This is a genomic window from Marinobacter sp. DY40_1A1, from assembly GCF_016597815.1.
GTDB classification, from domain to species: Bacteria; Pseudomonadota; Gammaproteobacteria; order Pseudomonadales; family Oleiphilaceae; genus Marinobacter; species Marinobacter xiaoshiensis.
The window spans coordinates 1,210,167-1,225,405 of the sequence record NZ_VCHA01000001.1; the positions used below are offsets into that span (position 1 = coordinate 1,210,167).

The 15,239-nt window shown below is 52.6% G+C and carries 13 protein-coding genes; 6 read left to right on the forward strand and 7 right to left on the reverse strand.

Annotation, left to right across the window (positions count from 1 at the left end; all coding sequences use genetic code 11):
• Positions 1-33: 33 nt before the first annotated feature.
• The 6 genes from FFI61_RS05525 to gloB all read right to left on the reverse strand — a co-directional run bounded on the left by FFI61_RS05525 (position 34) and on the right by gloB (position 8,411).
• Positions 34-1,650, reverse strand: a complete 1,617-nt coding sequence (locus tag FFI61_RS05525) for an ABC transporter ATP-binding protein (protein ID WP_200369525.1) — start codon at positions 1,648-1,650, stop codon at positions 34-36.
• 12 nt (positions 1,651-1,662) lie between these two features.
• The gene (locus FFI61_RS05530; protein WP_200200757.1) at positions 1,663-2,688 is read right to left on the reverse strand and encodes an ABC transporter permease; all 1,026 of its coding nucleotides are present in this window, start codon (positions 2,686-2,688) and stop codon (positions 1,663-1,665) included.
• Position 2,689: 1 nt separating this feature from the next.
• Complete coding sequence (locus FFI61_RS05535; RefSeq protein WP_200200756.1) at positions 2,690-3,775, reverse strand: microcin C ABC transporter permease YejB; 1,086 nt, start codon at positions 3,773-3,775, stop codon at positions 2,690-2,692.
• A 15-nt stretch (positions 3,776-3,790) separates the two neighbouring features.
• Positions 3,791-5,632: an extracellular solute-binding protein gene (locus FFI61_RS05540; protein ID WP_200369526.1), complete on the reverse strand. Its 1,842-nt coding sequence runs from the start codon at positions 5,630-5,632 to the stop codon at positions 3,791-3,793.
• A 120-nt stretch (positions 5,633-5,752) separates the two neighbouring features.
• Entirely contained in the window at positions 5,753-7,462 is a 1,710-nt protein-coding gene (locus tag FFI61_RS05545) for a LysM peptidoglycan-binding domain-containing protein (protein WP_200369527.1), read from the reverse strand.
• A 154-nt stretch (positions 7,463-7,616) separates the two neighbouring features.
• Positions 7,617-8,411, reverse strand: a complete 795-nt coding sequence (gene gloB / locus FFI61_RS05550) for a hydroxyacylglutathione hydrolase (protein WP_200369528.1) — start codon at positions 8,409-8,411, stop codon at positions 7,617-7,619.
• Positions 8,412-8,534: 123 nt separating this feature from the next.
• Here gloB and FFI61_RS05555 point away from each other — a divergent pair, with 123 nt between their 5' ends.
• The 4 genes from FFI61_RS05555 to FFI61_RS05570 all read left to right on the forward strand — a co-directional run bounded on the left by FFI61_RS05555 (position 8,535) and on the right by FFI61_RS05570 (position 12,452).
• On the forward strand, positions 8,535-9,326 hold the full coding sequence (locus tag FFI61_RS05555; protein WP_200369529.1) for a class I SAM-dependent methyltransferase: 792 nt from the start codon (positions 8,535-8,537) through the stop codon (positions 9,324-9,326).
• A 34-nt stretch (positions 9,327-9,360) separates the two neighbouring features.
• On the forward strand, positions 9,361-9,798 hold the full coding sequence (rnhA, locus tag FFI61_RS05560) for a ribonuclease HI (RefSeq protein WP_200369530.1): 438 nt from the start codon (positions 9,361-9,363) through the stop codon (positions 9,796-9,798).
• A gap of 10 nt (positions 9,799-9,808) precedes the next feature.
• Positions 9,809-10,519 carry a DNA polymerase III subunit epsilon gene (dnaQ, locus tag FFI61_RS05565; protein WP_200369531.1) on the forward strand — a complete coding sequence of 237 codons (711 nt, stop codon included), beginning with the start codon at positions 9,809-9,811 and terminating at the stop codon, positions 10,517-10,519.
• A gap of 226 nt (positions 10,520-10,745) precedes the next feature.
• Positions 10,746-12,452, forward strand: coding sequence for a chemotaxis protein (locus FFI61_RS05570; RefSeq protein ID WP_200200749.1), 1,707 nt, complete (start codon positions 10,746-10,748; stop codon positions 12,450-12,452).
• Positions 12,453-12,540: 88 nt separating this feature from the next.
• Here FFI61_RS05570 and FFI61_RS05575 read toward each other — a convergent pair whose 3' ends face one another.
• The gene (locus tag FFI61_RS05575; protein WP_200200748.1) at positions 12,541-12,855 is read right to left on the reverse strand and encodes an SCP2 sterol-binding domain-containing protein; all 315 of its coding nucleotides are present in this window, start codon (positions 12,853-12,855) and stop codon (positions 12,541-12,543) included.
• 234 nt (positions 12,856-13,089) lie between these two features.
• Here FFI61_RS05575 and sohB point away from each other — a divergent pair, with 234 nt between their 5' ends.
• Positions 13,090-14,154 (forward strand): protease SohB, encoded by a 1,065-nt coding sequence (gene sohB, locus FFI61_RS05580; RefSeq protein ID WP_200369532.1) that lies wholly within the window; start codon positions 13,090-13,092, stop codon positions 14,152-14,154.
• A gap of 22 nt (positions 14,155-14,176) precedes the next feature.
• Positions 14,177-15,175: a YhdH/YhfP family quinone oxidoreductase gene (locus tag FFI61_RS05585; protein WP_200369533.1), complete on the forward strand. Its 999-nt coding sequence runs from the start codon at positions 14,177-14,179 to the stop codon at positions 15,173-15,175.
• The last annotated feature ends 64 nt before the right edge of the window (positions 15,176-15,239 follow it).

The window sequence follows — 15,239 nt, forward strand, 5'->3', positions numbered from 1 at the left end:
ATTATCCCCGAAGTAAGCCGGCAGGAGTAACGCTCAAATAGTCGTAGTGATATTGGCATCTTTCGCTTGGTAGAAAAAAGCCGCGTGCAGCAACTCTTGTGTGTATGTTTCAGCAGGGGCCCGGAAAACATCACCGGCATCCCCATATTCCACAATCGACCCCCGCCGAAGTACCAGCAACTGATGACTAAGCGCCCGCACAACCGCAAGATCGTGACTGATAAAGATATAGCTTAGACCATAGCGTGCCTGAATATCCCGAAGCAGTTCGATGACCTGCTTTTGCACGGTGCGATCCAGGGCTGAGGTGGGCTCATCCAGAATGATGAGATCCGGCTGCAGCACCAGTGCCCTGGCGATTGCAATGCGCTGACGTTGGCCACCAGAGAATTCATGCGGGTAACGGTGCCTTGCATCAGGGTCTAACCCTACGTCCTTTAGCGCCGCAATCACTTTTGTGTCGTGGATATCACGGTTATCCGCATCGTGTATCTCAAGCCCCTCGCGAACAATTTCGGCGATGGACATTCTCGGGCTCAGGCTACCAAACGGATCCTGAAATACAATCTGTACCCGGCGGCGCCAGGGCCGGAAGGCGCTCTGATCCAGATCCGACAGCTCTTGGCCGTCTAGCTTGATACTTCCGGTGCTGCCGGTAAGTTTCAATAGCGCATGGCCTATGGTTGTTTTACCACTACCGCTTTCACCCACAATGCCTAACGTCTGGCCGCGATCCAGGCTGAAGCTGACCTGTTTGACCGCATGAAAATGTTCTTTTACTTTGCCGAATAGCCCCTTGCGAGTGGGGAAGCGAACATCCAGATTGCTGACGCTCAACAACGGCTTGTCGCTTTTCGGGGGAGCCAGAGGTGCTTCCGGAGGTTCGGCACTCAAAAGTTTGCGGGTGTAAGGGTGGCTGGGTGAATCAAACAGGGTAGTCGTTTCAGCTTGCTCAACCAGTTTGCCGTGCTCCATGACCGCAACCCGGTTGGCATAACGCCGCACAATAGTGAGGTCGTGAGTAATCAGCAAAATGGCCATGCCTAACTTCTGCTGCAGATCCTGTAACAGCTCCAGAACTTGCTTCTGAACGGTTACGTCCAGCGCGGTGGTTGGCTCATCCGCGATCAGCAAGTCCGGCTCGTTTGCCAGCGCCATGGCAATCATCACACGTTGTTTCTGACCTCCGGAAAGCTGGTGCGGATAGGCGCCAAGGCGGCTTTCCGGGTTCTCTATACCGACCAGCGTTAACAGTTCCAGGCAACGCTTCCTTGCCTGGGGCCCGCGCATGCCCTTGTGCAGTTCCAGGGTCTCGCTGATTTGCTTCTCAATGTTGTGCAGAGGGTTCAGAGAGGTCATGGGCTCCTGAAAGATCATGCTGATCTCGCGCCCACGAACCTGGCGCAAACGCTTCTCTGAGGCCTGCAGAAGGTTTTCGCCCCGATAACGAATCTCACCACTGGGATAGCTGGCGTATCGTTCATCCAGAAGCCGTAACACAGACAACGCCGTAACGGATTTACCCGAACCACTTTCACCAACCAGCGCCAGAGTTTCGCCTTTGTTCAGGCTGAGGGATATGGAATCCACGGCCTTTGGTCCCTGGTTGAAGCTGACCGACAAATTTGTTATTTCCAATAGTGTGCTCATATCAGCTGCCTCTTAACCGTTCTTGCGGGGATCAAAGGCATCCCGCACAGCTTCCCCTACAAAAACCAGCAGGGTCAGCATCAGTGATAAGGAAGCGAAAGCTGAAATGCCTAGCCAGGGAGCGTGCAGGTTCGCCTTGCCTTGGGCAATCAGCTCCCCAAGAGAAGGTGAGCCTGATGGCAAACCAAAGCCAAGAAAATCAAGGGAAGTCAGGCCGGTAATGGCGCCGGTCAGGATAAATGGCAGGAAGGTCAGAGTTGCCACCATCGCATTAGGCAAAATGTGGCGGAACATGATTTTCCGGTTATCCAGCCCAAGTGCCCTTGCGGCTTTGACGTATTCGAAATTACGGGCTCGCAGGAACTCTGCGCGGACTACATCAACCAGTCCCATCCAGCTGAACATTAACATGATGCCGAGCAGCCACCAGAAGTTTGGTTGCACAATGCCGGAGAGAATAATCAACAGATACAGTACCGGCAGCCCCGACCAGATTTCTATAAAACGTTGACCAATCAAGTCAATTTTGCCGCCGTAAAAGCCCTGGATTGCACCAACCATTACGCCAACGATACAGCTGGCGATGGTGAGCGTCAGGCCGAACAAGACCGAAATGCGGAAGCCGTAAATAACCCGTGCGGCGACATCCCTACCTTGATCGTCAGTGCCTAGCCAGTTTACGGAACTTGGCGGTGCAGGTGAGGGCACCTCTAGATCATAATTAATCGTGTCGTAACTGAAGCGAATCGGCGGCCAGAACATCCAGCCATTGGCCTGAATTTCTTCAGCAATGAAGGGGTCCCTGTAGTCTGCATCTGTTGGCAAAAAACCGCCAAAGGTTTCCTCAGGCACTCTCTCTATTACCGGGAAATACAGTGTGTCCTGATAGGAAATGACAAGCGGTTTGTCATTTGCGATTAATTCGGCCACCAGAGTAAGCCCAAAAATGGCCAGAAATACCCACAGAGACCAGAATCCGCGGCGGTTCTTGCGGAAGTTACGCAAGCGTCTTTGTTGAATGGGCGTCAGCGCCTTCATGTTACGCGCCCTCCCGGCTTTCAAAGTCGATGCGGGGGTCTACGAGCACATAGGTAATGTCGCTGATCAGTTTCAGAGCGAGCCCCATGAGCGTAAATATAAAGAGGGTGCCAAAAATAACCGGATAATCCCGGTTTAGCGCCGCTTCAAAACCAAGCAGACCAAGGCCGTCCAGGGAGAAAATCACCTCAATCAATAGCGAGCCGGTAAAAAACAGCGAAACAAGAACACCGGGAAGGCTCGCAATCACAATCAGCATAGCGTTGCGGAAAACGTGCCCGTACAGAACCTGCTTTTCATCCAGACCCTTGGCTCTTGCTGTTACCACATAATGTTTGCCAATTTCGTCGAGGAATGAGTTCTTGGTGAGCAGGGTGAGTGTGGCGAAGCCGCCGATCACGTTGGCGGTAACCGGCAACGCGAGGTGCCAGAAATAATCGCCAACCTGCTGGTACCAGTTCATCTGATCAAAGTCGGAAGAGGTCAGTCCTCGCAGAGGGAACCAATCGAAGTAGCTACCACCGGCAAAGAGGACGATGAGCAGGATAGCGAACAGGAAGCCCGGAATAGCGTAGCCGATAACAATGGCAGAACTGCTCCACACATCAAAACGGGAACCGTCTGTCACTGCTTTACGGATGCCAAGCGGTATGGATATAAAGTAGATGATCAGGGTAGACCAGAGCCCAAGGGAGATAGACACAGGCATCTTGTCCACAATTAGCTCGGTGACACTTCGTTCCCGGAAAAAAGAATCTCCAAAATTGAAGGTGGCGTAGTCTTTGAGCATTTTAAAGAAACGCTCATGGGCGGGTTTGTCGAAGCCATACATGACTTCGATTTCCTTCAGCATTTCATCAGGAATACCTCGGGAGCCCCTGCGGTCACTGGAAGCGCTGGAAACCTCGCCTCCTGTATCGCCGCCACCTGCCCGGGCCAAGGCACTGCCGCCGTGGCCTTCCATTTCCGCAATCAGTTGTTCAACCGGGCCACCAGGCGCAGCCTGAATGATCACGAAGTTGAGCAGCAAAATGCCGATCAGAGTAGGAATAATCAGCGCCAGGCGCCGGAGTATATAAATGCCCATTTAGCGGCTACTTCCTCAGGGCTCAGCCCACCAGTCGTCGAGTTCGGTGCCGTTTTTGGGAGTCTTTTCCGGATGTTTCAAGTGGCTCCAGTAGGCAACGCGATCTTTAGCCAGGTGCCAGTGTGGTACCACGTAATGCCCGTGCAGCAGAACTCTATCGAGCGCGCGGGTGCGCTGTACCAGTTCATCCCGATTTGGGGCCTGAATTACAAGGCTTACCAGTTCGTCGACTACCGGATCATTCACGCCAGCGTAGTTGCGCGAGCCGTTGGCATCTACCGTGGATGAGTGCCAATACTCGCGCTGCTCATTACCCGGGGAGTCTGACTGGCCGATGCCCTGGGTAATCATGTCGTAGTCGAACTCACGCACACGTTGAACGTACTGATTACTGTCCACAAGGCGCACAGACATATCAATGCCCAGACGGGCGAGGTTATTTTTGAAGGGCAGGACAACTCGCTCAAAGGTTTTCTGGAATAACAGTATTTCGAAGGCCAGTTGTTTGCCTGTTTCTGTATGCACCATTTTGCCGTCGCGAACTTCATAACCCGCCGAACGCAGCAGTTCCATCGCTGTTCTGAGGTTACCTCTCAGGCCTTGCTTACCATCTGTGGAGGGTGCTTCAAATGCTTTGGTGAAGATGTCCTGGTCCAACTTGTCCTTGTAACCTTCGAGTATTTCAAGTTCCCGGCCAGTTGGCAGGCCGGTTGCTGCCAGTTCACTGTTTTCGAAGTAGCTGTTGGTGCGGTCATATTGACCATAGAACAGATTTTTATTGGTCCACTCAAAATCGAATGCGTAAGTGAGTGCTTCCCGTACCAGGGGATCGCTGAACACTTTCTTGCGGGTGTTGAACACGAAACCCTGCATACCTGTGGGGCGGTGGTGTTCAATGGCTTCAGTGATGATAGTGCCGTTATCAAACTTTTCACCGGTGTAGGCTGTTGCCCAGTTTTTGGCAGAGGTTTCTACTCTGAAATCAAAGCTACCCGCTTTAAACGCCTCCAGTGCAACCGTGTCGTCGGTATAGTAATCGTAGCGAACACGGTCGAAATTCAATCGGCCTTTACGCACGCCAAGGTCTTTTGCCCAGTAATCGTCCTGTCGTTCGTACTCGATCGTGCGGCCTGCTTCAAAGCTGCCAATGCGGTAGGCGCCACTTCCAACAGGTGGTGTCAGTCCGTTCTTGCCAAACTCACGATTCTCCCAGTAATGCGCCGGGAAAATAGGCATCTGGCCGAGAATCAAGGGTAGTTCCCGGTTGCTGGTTTCCTGGAAATCAAAACGGATGCGGTGAGGGTTCTCAATCGTTACCTTGCTCACATCCGCATAATAATTGCGGTAAAACGGGTGCCCCTGGGTGGTCAGGATTTCAAAGGAAAATTTTACGTCGTCCGCCTCGATGGGCTCGCCATCCTGAAAGCGTGCTGATTCCCGGAGGTTGAATACCACATAGCTGCGGTCTTCCGGTGTTTCCAGTGACTCCGCAATGAGCCCATACATGGAGAAGGGTTCGTCTGCCGAGTACTCCAGCAGAGTGTCGTAGAGATAGTTACTGATGCCCGCTGCGGCAACTCCGCGAATAACAAAGGGGTTGAAGGTGTCGAAACCGTTAGCCACTACGGCCATTTTTAGAGCGCCACCTTTTGGCGCCTCGGGGTTAACGTAGTCGAAATGGCTGAAACCCTCCGGATATCTAGGCGCGCCATGCATGGCCATGCCGTGGGCCGGTTGGGCTTCGAGCTGCTCAGAGTCTGTTGATGAATCGCTGGCATACAAAGAGGTGGGAGAAGCAAAAAGAGCCAGAACTGAAAAAAATGTTGTAAGGCGTGGGGCGGTAAAGATTCTTGTCATGGGTCTCGCACATTCAGGTGTTTTAAGCTGACGCGCCGGGCATCCTGCCCCGCGCTCCTGTCTGCTAAATTTTTATGATTCTTATACTTACTGAAAGTTCCGGCCCTTAGTAGGTGATGATCAGGGGCTGTTCCGGATGTCGACGTAGAGTACCAGACTTTGCCCTGGTTGCAGATAACGGGAGGTGTTCAGATCGTTCCAGCTTGCGATGTCTCGCACATTTACCGAGAAACGATTGGCAATGAGGGCAAGAGAGTCGCCTTTACGAACGCGGTAGCCCACCTTGCGGACCATGGCTTTGCCACGGGTGCTGTCAGCTGAGGCAATGGTGGGTTGGGCTGTATTTGACCAGATCACCAACTCCTTGCCGGGTATGAGAGGGTCTCCGGGCGCCATACCGTTCCAGGCCGCAACCTGGCGTACTGAAACCCGATGCTCGCGGGCAATATCCCAGAAGGTGTCGCCACGGCGCACGGTATAGCGCAGCTTGCTTCCTGCCCGTTTTTTGTCCTGCTTGCGCTCTAGCCGCTGGGATGCGCTGAGAGCGTAGGCGTCGGAATTTTTTGATGCTGAGGGAATCATCAGCCGTTGGCCAATGCGGATCAGGTCGCTGTTGAGGTTGTTGACCTGCTGCAATACCGCCGGCGTGGTGGAGAACTTTCTGGATATGGTGTTCAGGCTGTCACCCGATTTGACGACATAGTTACGCCAGGACACGCGTTTTTCCGGTGGGATTTCCGCCAGAGCTGTGCGGAAACTTTCAGCATTCTTGTGCGGCACCAGCAATCGATGGGGGCCTTCCGGAGAGGTTGCCCAGCGGTTATACGAGGGATTTAGCAGGTATATCTCATCGATGTCGACCCCCGCAAGCTCCGCTGCCTGGGCCAAATCCAGTTGCCCACCAGTGTCAACGATATCGAAATAGGGTTCGTCCAGAAGGGCAGGGAGCTCTATACCGTAGGCTTCGGGGTCATCAAATATCTTTGCCAGCGCAATCAGCTTTGGGACGTAATGTCGAGTTTCTTGCGGTAGCTGTAATGACCAGAAATCTTCGGGTTTGTTGCTTTTTCGGTTCCGGCGCATGGCGCTGGAAACCGTGCCGCCGCCACTGTTGTATGCAGCCAAGGCGAGGGTGTAGTCACCACCAAAGCGAGTGGTCAGGCGGTCAAGGTAAGTGAGGGCGGCATCCGTCGCGGCAATTACGTCGCGGCGGTCATCGTGCCACCAGCTTTGAGTCAGCCCAAAGTACTTGCCTGTTGAGGGTATAAATTGCCAGAGCCCTGCTGCCCGCCCGTGGGAGTACGCAAAGGGATCAAATGCGCTTTCTACCACGGGTAACAGTGCGAATTCTGCTGGAAGACCTCGTTTCTCAGTTTCGTTAACAATGTGGTAAAGGTACCGGCTTCCGCGCTCGACTACCCGGTTTATGTAGCCTGGGTGCCGCGCATACCAGTTAAGCTGGTCCTGAACACGCTTGTTGTCAATATCGTGGTCCAACATAAACCCGGCTCTGAGCCGGTCCCACATATCTGCCTGCCCGGCAACTTCTGTGGTGATATTCTGATCCGGATTATCCAGTTTTTCCCGAGCTTCCCGTGCGGCAACTTTGAGTTCAGGCGCGATTGCGTCATCCAGTGGCTCATTTCGTACTGCGTCACTGTCTTTGCCACTTTCCACCGATTCTATAAGCCCTTCATCTCCGGCAGCGAGAGTTACCTCTTCCGAGTCCAGCGGGTTTTCAGATGCAGATTCTTTGGAAAGATACAGAGAGCTGCAGCCGCCTGCCAAAGCACCAAGAATAAAAAGCAGGGGCAAACGTTTAACCAACATAGGCGTTTTCCGAGTCTGGATTGTCGCTGGGATTGTGTCTGAAAACCCGGCATATTTAATGAGTTAGGAGCAAAAGTTTAAACGATTCTATGGGAGCTCGTTTAATTGGGTCAAGAAACCTCTCGTTACGACATTGAGAGGTTTTGTTAACCGATCAATAGTTATCTTTACCGTGACGAATTGCAGCGAAGATCGCACTGTCCGAATCCACCGGCAGACCGTGTTCGGCTGCATAGCGTTTGGCTGCACTTACTACCATGGGGTCGTCCCAGCGTAAAAACGGGTTAAGTTGCTTTTCCTCTTCAAGAACTGACGGCACGGTAGGTTCACCTGCTTGTCGCTTGTCTTTGCAATGGCGTTCAAAGGCTTCAAGTTTGCTGTCATCCGGCAGTAAACTGCGGGCGAAGCGAAGGTTGGAAAGGGTGTACTCGTGGGCGCAGTAAATGGCCGTTTCACCTGGGAGTTCACGAATGGACTTCAGTGACTCCAGCATCTGGGCCGGTGTGCCTTCAAAGAGCCGGCCGCAGCCGATAACGAAAAGGGTGTCGCCACAAAACAGAGCTGGGCGCCCACCGATTTCAACGTCGGTGAAGTAGGCAATGTGATCAAGAGTGTGCCCTGGAACACCCATAACCTGGAAAGTGATATCTCTCCAAATCACTTCGTCGCCCGGATGTACAAGGTTGGTGCTACCTTTAAAGGGTGATTCTGCTGGTCCGGTTACGCGGCAATCTGGATTGTCCTGAACCAGAGTCTTGATGCCCCCAACGTGATCAGGATGGTGGTGGGTAACGAGAATCGTGTCCAGTTTCAGCCCCTGTTCTGCGAGATGATCCTGAACCGGCTTTGCCTGGCCAGGGTCCACAATCAGGGCTTTACCGGTATCTGTGTCTGCAATGCACCAGATGTAGTTGTCGTTGAATGCCGGTATGGCGGAGATGGTGAGCATCAGATGTCCCCGTAAATGCTTGGCAAGTTTGTCTCATATGATAGAGCATTACGGTCGTAGCCCCAACAGTCGGTGAATTCGGGGTTGTCCTTGCCGGTTATTCAAAACGGGAGTAATGGCAGTGTGAAGAATGCCCAGAACGTTGATTATTCATCCAGGAGCGAGAGCTTTGAAAACTGGTTTCAGACACCGCTTGGGCGCAGGTTGCTGGCAGACCAACGGGCTTTTCTTGAGCAGCGACTGAATCGGTTGACGGGAGCGCGGCAGCTTCAGGTTGGCATTAGTCATCGGCTTCCACTGGCAAATGGAACTGACTTTTCCCAGAAAATCATGACTACCCCCAGCTGCTTTGCCAACATACCTGACGGGGTGGTTGTGTGCGATGCCGACGAATTGCCCTTTCCCGGGGACTCAATAGATCTTGTGGTCCTCCACCATACCGCAGATTTTTCGCCCTATCCCCATCAGGTATTGAGAGAGGCTGCCCGGGTGTTGCGAGGCGATGGCATGATTGCTCTGATCGGCTTTAATCCCATCAGTTTATGGGGAATGCGAAGGCTGATATCACGCCATAATGGTGGCCCGTGGGGTGGGCGGTTCTTGTCCCGTGGACGAATGGAGGACTGGCTCCACTTGCTGGACTTTCAGGTTGAAACATCCCTGACTCGTTTTTATCGATTACCTTTCCAGCGCAGTGGTCGCAAGGGGACGGGTGTGCTGGGTGAGCGATTATCTGGTTACAGGTTTCTGCCGGTTGGGGCCTATTACTGTATCCTTGCAAAAAAACGGGTGTGTGCGCGAATCCCACGGCGACATGTTTGGCGGCAAAGTAGCGTTTTGGGTTTGTCTGGAACGGGTACAGTTGGTGCTGCGCGAGGATGCTCGCCACAGAGCCGTGACCATCCGGAAAAATGACAGGCCTACAGGGCCATTAATTGTGGGAGTTTGAATGTCGGGGAAGGTAATTGTGTATACCGATGGTGCTTGCAAAGGTAACCCGGGCCGAGGTGGCTGGGGTGTTGTTCTGCGCTATGGTGATGCGGTAAAAACCATGCACGGTGGAGAGCGGCACACCACTAATAACCGCATGGAGTTAATGGCTGCAATCAAGGGGTTGCAAGCACTCAAGCGCGATTGCGAAGTGGAGCTGTACACGGACTCCCAGTATGTACGGAAGGGAATTACTGAATGGCTCTCAGGATGGAAGCGTAACGGCTGGAAAACATCAGCGAAAAAGCCGGTTAAAAACGAGGACCTTTGGCGGGAACTGGATTCGGAAACCAGTAAGCACAAGGTTAATTGGCACTGGGTAAAAGGCCACGCAGGTGTACCGGATAACGAACTCGCAGACGAACTTGCGAACAAGGGCGTTGCTGAACTGGATTAATGTGGGAATTATGAGACAGATAATACTGGATACAGAAACCACCGGTATTGACCCGGCACAAGGTCACCGGATCATCGAGATCGGGTGTGTCGAGATGATGGAGCGCAAGCTCACAGGGCGTAACTACCATGTGTACGTGAACCCTGAGCGGGAAATCGAAGCCGAAGCCATCACTATCCACGGGATTACCAACGAGTTTCTCGTGGATAAGCCGAAATTTGCAGACATTGCTGATGAGTTTTTCGAGTTCATCAAGGGTGCAGAGCTTGTTATTCATAATGCCGCGTTTGACGTGGGTTTCATGGATTCGGAGTTTGGCCGGATCAAACCTGTGCGCAAAACGGCGGATTACTGCGGTATTGTCGATTCCCTTGCGATTGCGCGAGCCAAGCACCCTGGGCAGAAGAACAACCTGGACGCCCTTTGTAAACGCTACGGCGTTGATAACAGTAACCGGGAACTGCATGGAGCTCTGCTGGATGCCGAGATCCTTGCAGAGGTGTATCTGCTTCTCACCGGTGGGCAGACAGCCTTGTCGCTGGATGCCGGGTCGGATAATGGAGGCATGGGTGGAGGAATTCGACGGTTGAGTCCTGACCGTCCCCGTTTGCGTGTTGTTGCCGCCACAGACGTTGAATTAGAGGCGCATCAGGCATTCATGTCTGCTATGGAAAAGAAGGCAGGTGAAACTGTCTGGAGTAAACTCGAGGGCGCAGAATGAGAACTGTGTCGGCCTGTACTAATTGTTACACGCCAGCCTTGTTGAGGTACTCGAGTTTTATGTTATAAGTAGTGATAAGTACGTCAGTTTTTTAGTGCAAAGTGTACGGGCTCAGTTCAGGAAAGTTTGAGCCAGCTCAACAACAAAAAGGTCTGGCACGCAGCCTTGTCGGCCTACAGTTCACTAGGAAGGTGCGGTAGTTTCCGCAGATTAACAGGAAGCGTTTATGGTTCAATCGTCTCTTGCGACGAAATCGCAGTCGTTTGATCTGGTCAAAAGTGAAATAGAGCAGACCATCAAGCAGGCAGAATCCAGTCTTGAGCGCTTTCAGGAAAACCGTGAAAGCGGGGAGGATTTGCAGAACTGTCTGGATTTCCTCAATCAGCTTCGTGGCATCTTTATCCTGGTGGAGCTTCGCGGTGGTACGCTTCTGTGCCAGGAGGCCGTGGCAATGGCCAACGATGTTCCTGTCGGCGCCAACGATGACAAGAACATACTACTCACCACCTTGAGCAATGCGCTGTTTATTCTTCGCCGCTATGTTGAGTACTACCATCAGCAGCGTGCAGACCATCCTGAATTGTTATTGCCCGTAATTAACGAACTGCGAGAAGCTCGCCGGGAAAAACCTTATCCCGAGTCCTGCTTTTTTGATGTGGACGTAAAAGATCAGCGGAATTTTTGCGCTGGTTTAAAGGTGTCTGATTTTGAAGGTAATGAGGCTGAGTACGAAATCGTTGCCCGGCGGATGCGCCTTACGTTTCAGGTAGCTTTGCTCGGTATTCTCAGGGATCGAAACCCTGTGGTGAGCCAAAAACTCATAAGCCGCGCCGCTCGTGGTTTTGTTCGTTTGTGTCAAGGTGCCCCAATGGGACAAATGTGGTGCCTCGTTGCGATCGTGGCAGACACCATGCTTGACCGTGCCATGCCGTTTACCAAAGCCCGCAAGCGCACGTTTATGCGCATTGAAAAGTACTCGCGGGAACTGGTGTATGTCGGCAAGGTAGCAACCGCTAAAGATGCGCCCGATTCACTCATTCGCGACCTGGTATATCTGCTTTATCGCAGTGGCTCCGGTAATCCCGAAGTGACTCGTGTACTTTCAGAATTCCAGCTCACACCAGCTGAGTTTCCGGATTCCATTCTTGAAGCCCATGCAAGAAGATTGTACGGCCCTGGTACTGACGTACTGACGTCGCTATCCGAGGCACTGCAAGATGAACTCAACCAGCTAAAAGACAAGTTGGATATTATCGAGCGCGGCATAGAGCCGGATCTGGCAGAGCTGTCCTCCATTGCAGATGCTCTGGAACGCCTTTCTAACACCCTGGTTATGCTGGACCTTAATCGGCTTGCGACCATAGCTCGCGAAGAAGCAGGCAGGCTTCGCAACTGGGAAGCAGAATCACGGTTGCCCGGAGAGGAAGAGCTTTTCCGCCTTGCGGATTCTGTGCTGGGTATTGAAGACGCTGTTATGCAAATCGTCAGCCGGGGCATTACCGCTGAAACTGACGCACTGGCGGGCAGCGAGCGCAGCCGTGAAGAGTCTATGTACTTCAAGGAAGCTGTGTATGTAGTTGCGGATGAAGCCCGTGGCGCATTAACGTTGGCGAAGCGCGCGATTACCGCGTTTGTGGAGTCGGATTATGACAAGCTTCATTTGGCTAACCTGCCTGCAACCCTGCACAGCATTTGGGGCGGGTTGCAGATGATAAATGACCCGGGCGCTGCCCACGTGCTTGAGCGTGTGGCAGCCTCTATTCAGGAACGCATGCTGGATTCTCGCGATGCACCGGGGAACCAGGTTCTGGAAGCTTTGGCGGATGCACTGACATCTCTCGAGTACTATATTGAGGGGATTGGCAAGCGTGAGGAGAGTAACGTAGATCTGCTGCGTTTGGCGGAAACATCCCTGGATGATGTGGATCTTTGATGAGTGTTTGAAACGCTCCTCCAGATAATAAAAAACCCGCGCAATGCGCGGGTTTTTTATGAGCGTTGGTCTGCTCACAGGGGCGAAATCAGCCCATGTTGAAAAGCTCACCCAGCTTGGTAGCCAGCATCATGTCGCCTTCAGCGCGCAGCTGACCAGCCATGAAAGCTTGCATGCCGTCGGTTTCGCCAGACACGATACCCTGCAGGGTTTCAGAGTTCATGATCAGTGTTACAGAAGGATCGTCGTGAGGGCCTTCGTGCAGCTTGCATGTGCCATCTTTGATGACCAGGTGGTGGGTCTTGTCGTCTTCGATATCAAACTGGAATACCAAGTCCAGGCCCTGAGCGGCATCTGCGTTGAAGTTCTGCTCGAGCTTTTCAAAGATTTGATCTACAGACATTTTTTTACCCTTTGTTTGGTGGTTGTCTTGTATTGAAAACTGCTTTGTATGCATGGCTTCACAAGCCATCGTTGGCAGCTGCCGGATAGAGCCGACTTCGCTTCCCGACTTTATGGGGAGACTTAATCACTGTCAAGCCCGATCGAACGCTTGTTTTAATTTTTTTGCTCTGCTTATCACCAGAGTTTCGGTAAGTTACACTCTCGTGCTTGCTTAACTGGCTGGAGAAGCGATTTGGCGTTCCTGACTGAATACGGTTTGTTTTTGGCAAAAGTGATCACCTTTGTTATTGCGGCAGTTGTGGTGGTTTCAATTATTGTTGCAGCAACCCAGAAAGATAAAGACGGAGAAGACGACGACGGTGAGCTGCAAATACGTAAGCTCAACGAAAAGTACCGCAAATTGCGGGAATCTATTCAGGCACGCCTGATGACTGACCAGGAACTGAAAGCCTGGAGCAAGGCTAAAAAGAAAAAAGAGAAAGCTGATAAAAAGGCGGATAAAGCCAAGAAACCGGATACAGATAAGCCAGAAACAACGCCAGCACGGATTTTTGTGCTGGATTTTGACGGCGATATCAAAGCAAGTGATACCGACCCACTGCGCAGGGCAATTTCTGCCGTATTAAGCGTGGCTGAGCCCGGCAAAGATGAAGTTGTTATCCGGTTGGAAAGTGGCGGCGGGCTGGTGCACTCCTATGGCTTGGCGGCTGCACAGCTTGATCGTATTCGCAGCAAAGGCATTCGTCTGACCGCTTGTGTCGATAAGGTGGCGGCAAGTGGTGGATACATGATGGCCTGCGTGGCAGATCGTATCATTGCTTCGCCCTTTGCGATTCTTGGCTCGATTGGCGTTGTGGCACAACTGCCAAACTTCCATCGCCTGCTCAAGAAAAACAACGTCGACTTTGAGATTCTGACCGCGGGCGAGCATAAGCGCACTATGACCATATTCGGGGAGAATACCGATAAAGGCAGACAGAAGTTTCTTGCAGATCTGGAAGACACCCACGACCTGTTCAAAGACTACGTTAGCGAGCGCCGGCCAGAGCTGGATATTGCGGCAGTAGCTACCGGTGATATCTGGTTCGGAAAACGTGCCTTGGACGTAAAGCTGATTGATGAGATCAAAACCTCCGACGAATATCTCATTGAGGCTTGTGACAGGGCAGACGTAGTATCAGTGTCATTCGAACGTAAACGAACCTTGCCTGAAAAACTCGGGCTGGCAACCAGCTCTGCGCTGGAACACACCGTATGGAAAGTGTTGAGTGCGTTTCGCAACCAGAAAATCCAGTAGCTAACTAAAATTGGAGAAGGCCATGACCAGCGATGTCGAATTCAAAGCCTGGAGAGTTGAAGAGCTAGATGGCAACTACAAAGGCACAGAACAGACCCTGAGCACGGCCGATCTCCCGGCTGGCGAAGTGCTGATAAAAGTCAGCCACTCCTCGCTGAACTACAAAGATGCGCTTTCGGCCTCTGGAAACAAAGGCGTTAGTCGATCCTTTCCACATACACCAGGCATAGACGCCGCAGGCGAAGTGGTTGAGTCCGCCACGGGAACCCCGGCAGTAGGCAGCCAGGTTATCGTAACCGGCTATGATTTGGGCATGAACACCGCTGGAGGTTTTGGCGAGTACATCCGGGTACCCGCCGCTTGGTGTGTTCCCATGCCCTCTGGTTGGGGTGCTCAAGCCGCCATGATCTACGGTACTGCCGGCCTCACAGCCGGTTTGTGCGTGCAAAAACTCCTGACCATGGGTGCCAGGCCAGAGCAGGGCAGAGTGGCAGTCTCCGGTGCCTCAGGTGCAGTTGGCAGCGTTGCTGTAGAACTGCTGGCAAAACTTGGCTTCGACGTAGTCGCGATCAGCGGCAAAGCCGACCATGCCGAAAGCCTCAAAGCTCTGGGTGCAACACAAGTGCTTGGCCGCGACGCACTGGCCGAAGACAGGAAGCCCATGCTGAAACCGGCCTTCGCCAATGCCGTGGATACAGTAGGCGGGTTACCTCTTGCCGAACTGCTAAAGCAAATCAAACCGGGCGGTTCCGTATCCTGCTGCGGACTGGTTGCTGGCCCACAGCTACAAACAACGGTGCTTCCATTCATCCTGCGGGGTGTAAACCTGCTGGGTGTTGATTCAGTGGAGATTCCGCTGGCGGACAAAGAAGCCGTATGGGAAAAGTTTGCGGGTGACTGGAAGTGCGAGAAGACGGAAGCGTCTGCAAAAAGGATTGGCCGTGCTGATCTGGAACGTGCGCTAAACGCCTTTTTGAAAGGCGAGTCATCAGGAAAAATCATTTTAGATCACGCGATCTAAAACGCCATAATTTAAGCCGCCAGAGCGGGGCTACTCGTCAAAACTGTGCGGAGCCATGGATGGC

Excerpts from the sequence above, each read along its gene's own strand:
- FFI61_RS05525 (WP_200369525.1), bottom strand. The coding sequence starts at position 1,650 with ATGAGCACACTATTGGAAATAACAAATTTGTCGGTCAGCTTCAACCAG.
- FFI61_RS05530 (WP_200200757.1), bottom strand. The coding sequence starts at position 2,688 with ATGAAGGCGCTGACGCCCATTCAACAAAGACGCTTGCGTAACTTCCGC.
- FFI61_RS05535 (WP_200200756.1), bottom strand. The coding sequence starts at position 3,775 with ATGGGCATTTATATACTCCGGCGCCTGGCGCTGATTATTCCTACTCTG.
- FFI61_RS05540 (WP_200369526.1), bottom strand. The coding sequence starts at position 5,632 with ATGACAAGAATCTTTACCGCCCCACGCCTTACAACATTTTTTTCAGTT.
- FFI61_RS05545 (WP_200369527.1), bottom strand. The coding sequence starts at position 7,462 with ATGTTGGTTAAACGTTTGCCCCTGCTTTTTATTCTTGGTGCTTTGGCA.
- gloB (WP_200369528.1), bottom strand. The coding sequence starts at position 8,411 with ATGCTCACCATCTCCGCCATACCGGCATTCAACGACAACTACATCTGG.
- rnhA (WP_200369530.1), top strand. The coding sequence starts at position 9,361 with ATGTCGGGGAAGGTAATTGTGTATACCGATGGTGCTTGCAAAGGTAAC.
- dnaQ (WP_200369531.1), top strand. The coding sequence starts at position 9,809 with ATGAGACAGATAATACTGGATACAGAAACCACCGGTATTGACCCGGCA.
- FFI61_RS05570 (WP_200200749.1), top strand. The coding sequence starts at position 10,746 with ATGGTTCAATCGTCTCTTGCGACGAAATCGCAGTCGTTTGATCTGGTC.
- FFI61_RS05575 (WP_200200748.1), bottom strand. The coding sequence starts at position 12,855 with ATGTCTGTAGATCAAATCTTTGAAAAGCTCGAGCAGAACTTCAACGCA.
- FFI61_RS05585 (WP_200369533.1), top strand. The coding sequence starts at position 14,177 with ATGACCAGCGATGTCGAATTCAAAGCCTGGAGAGTTGAAGAGCTAGAT.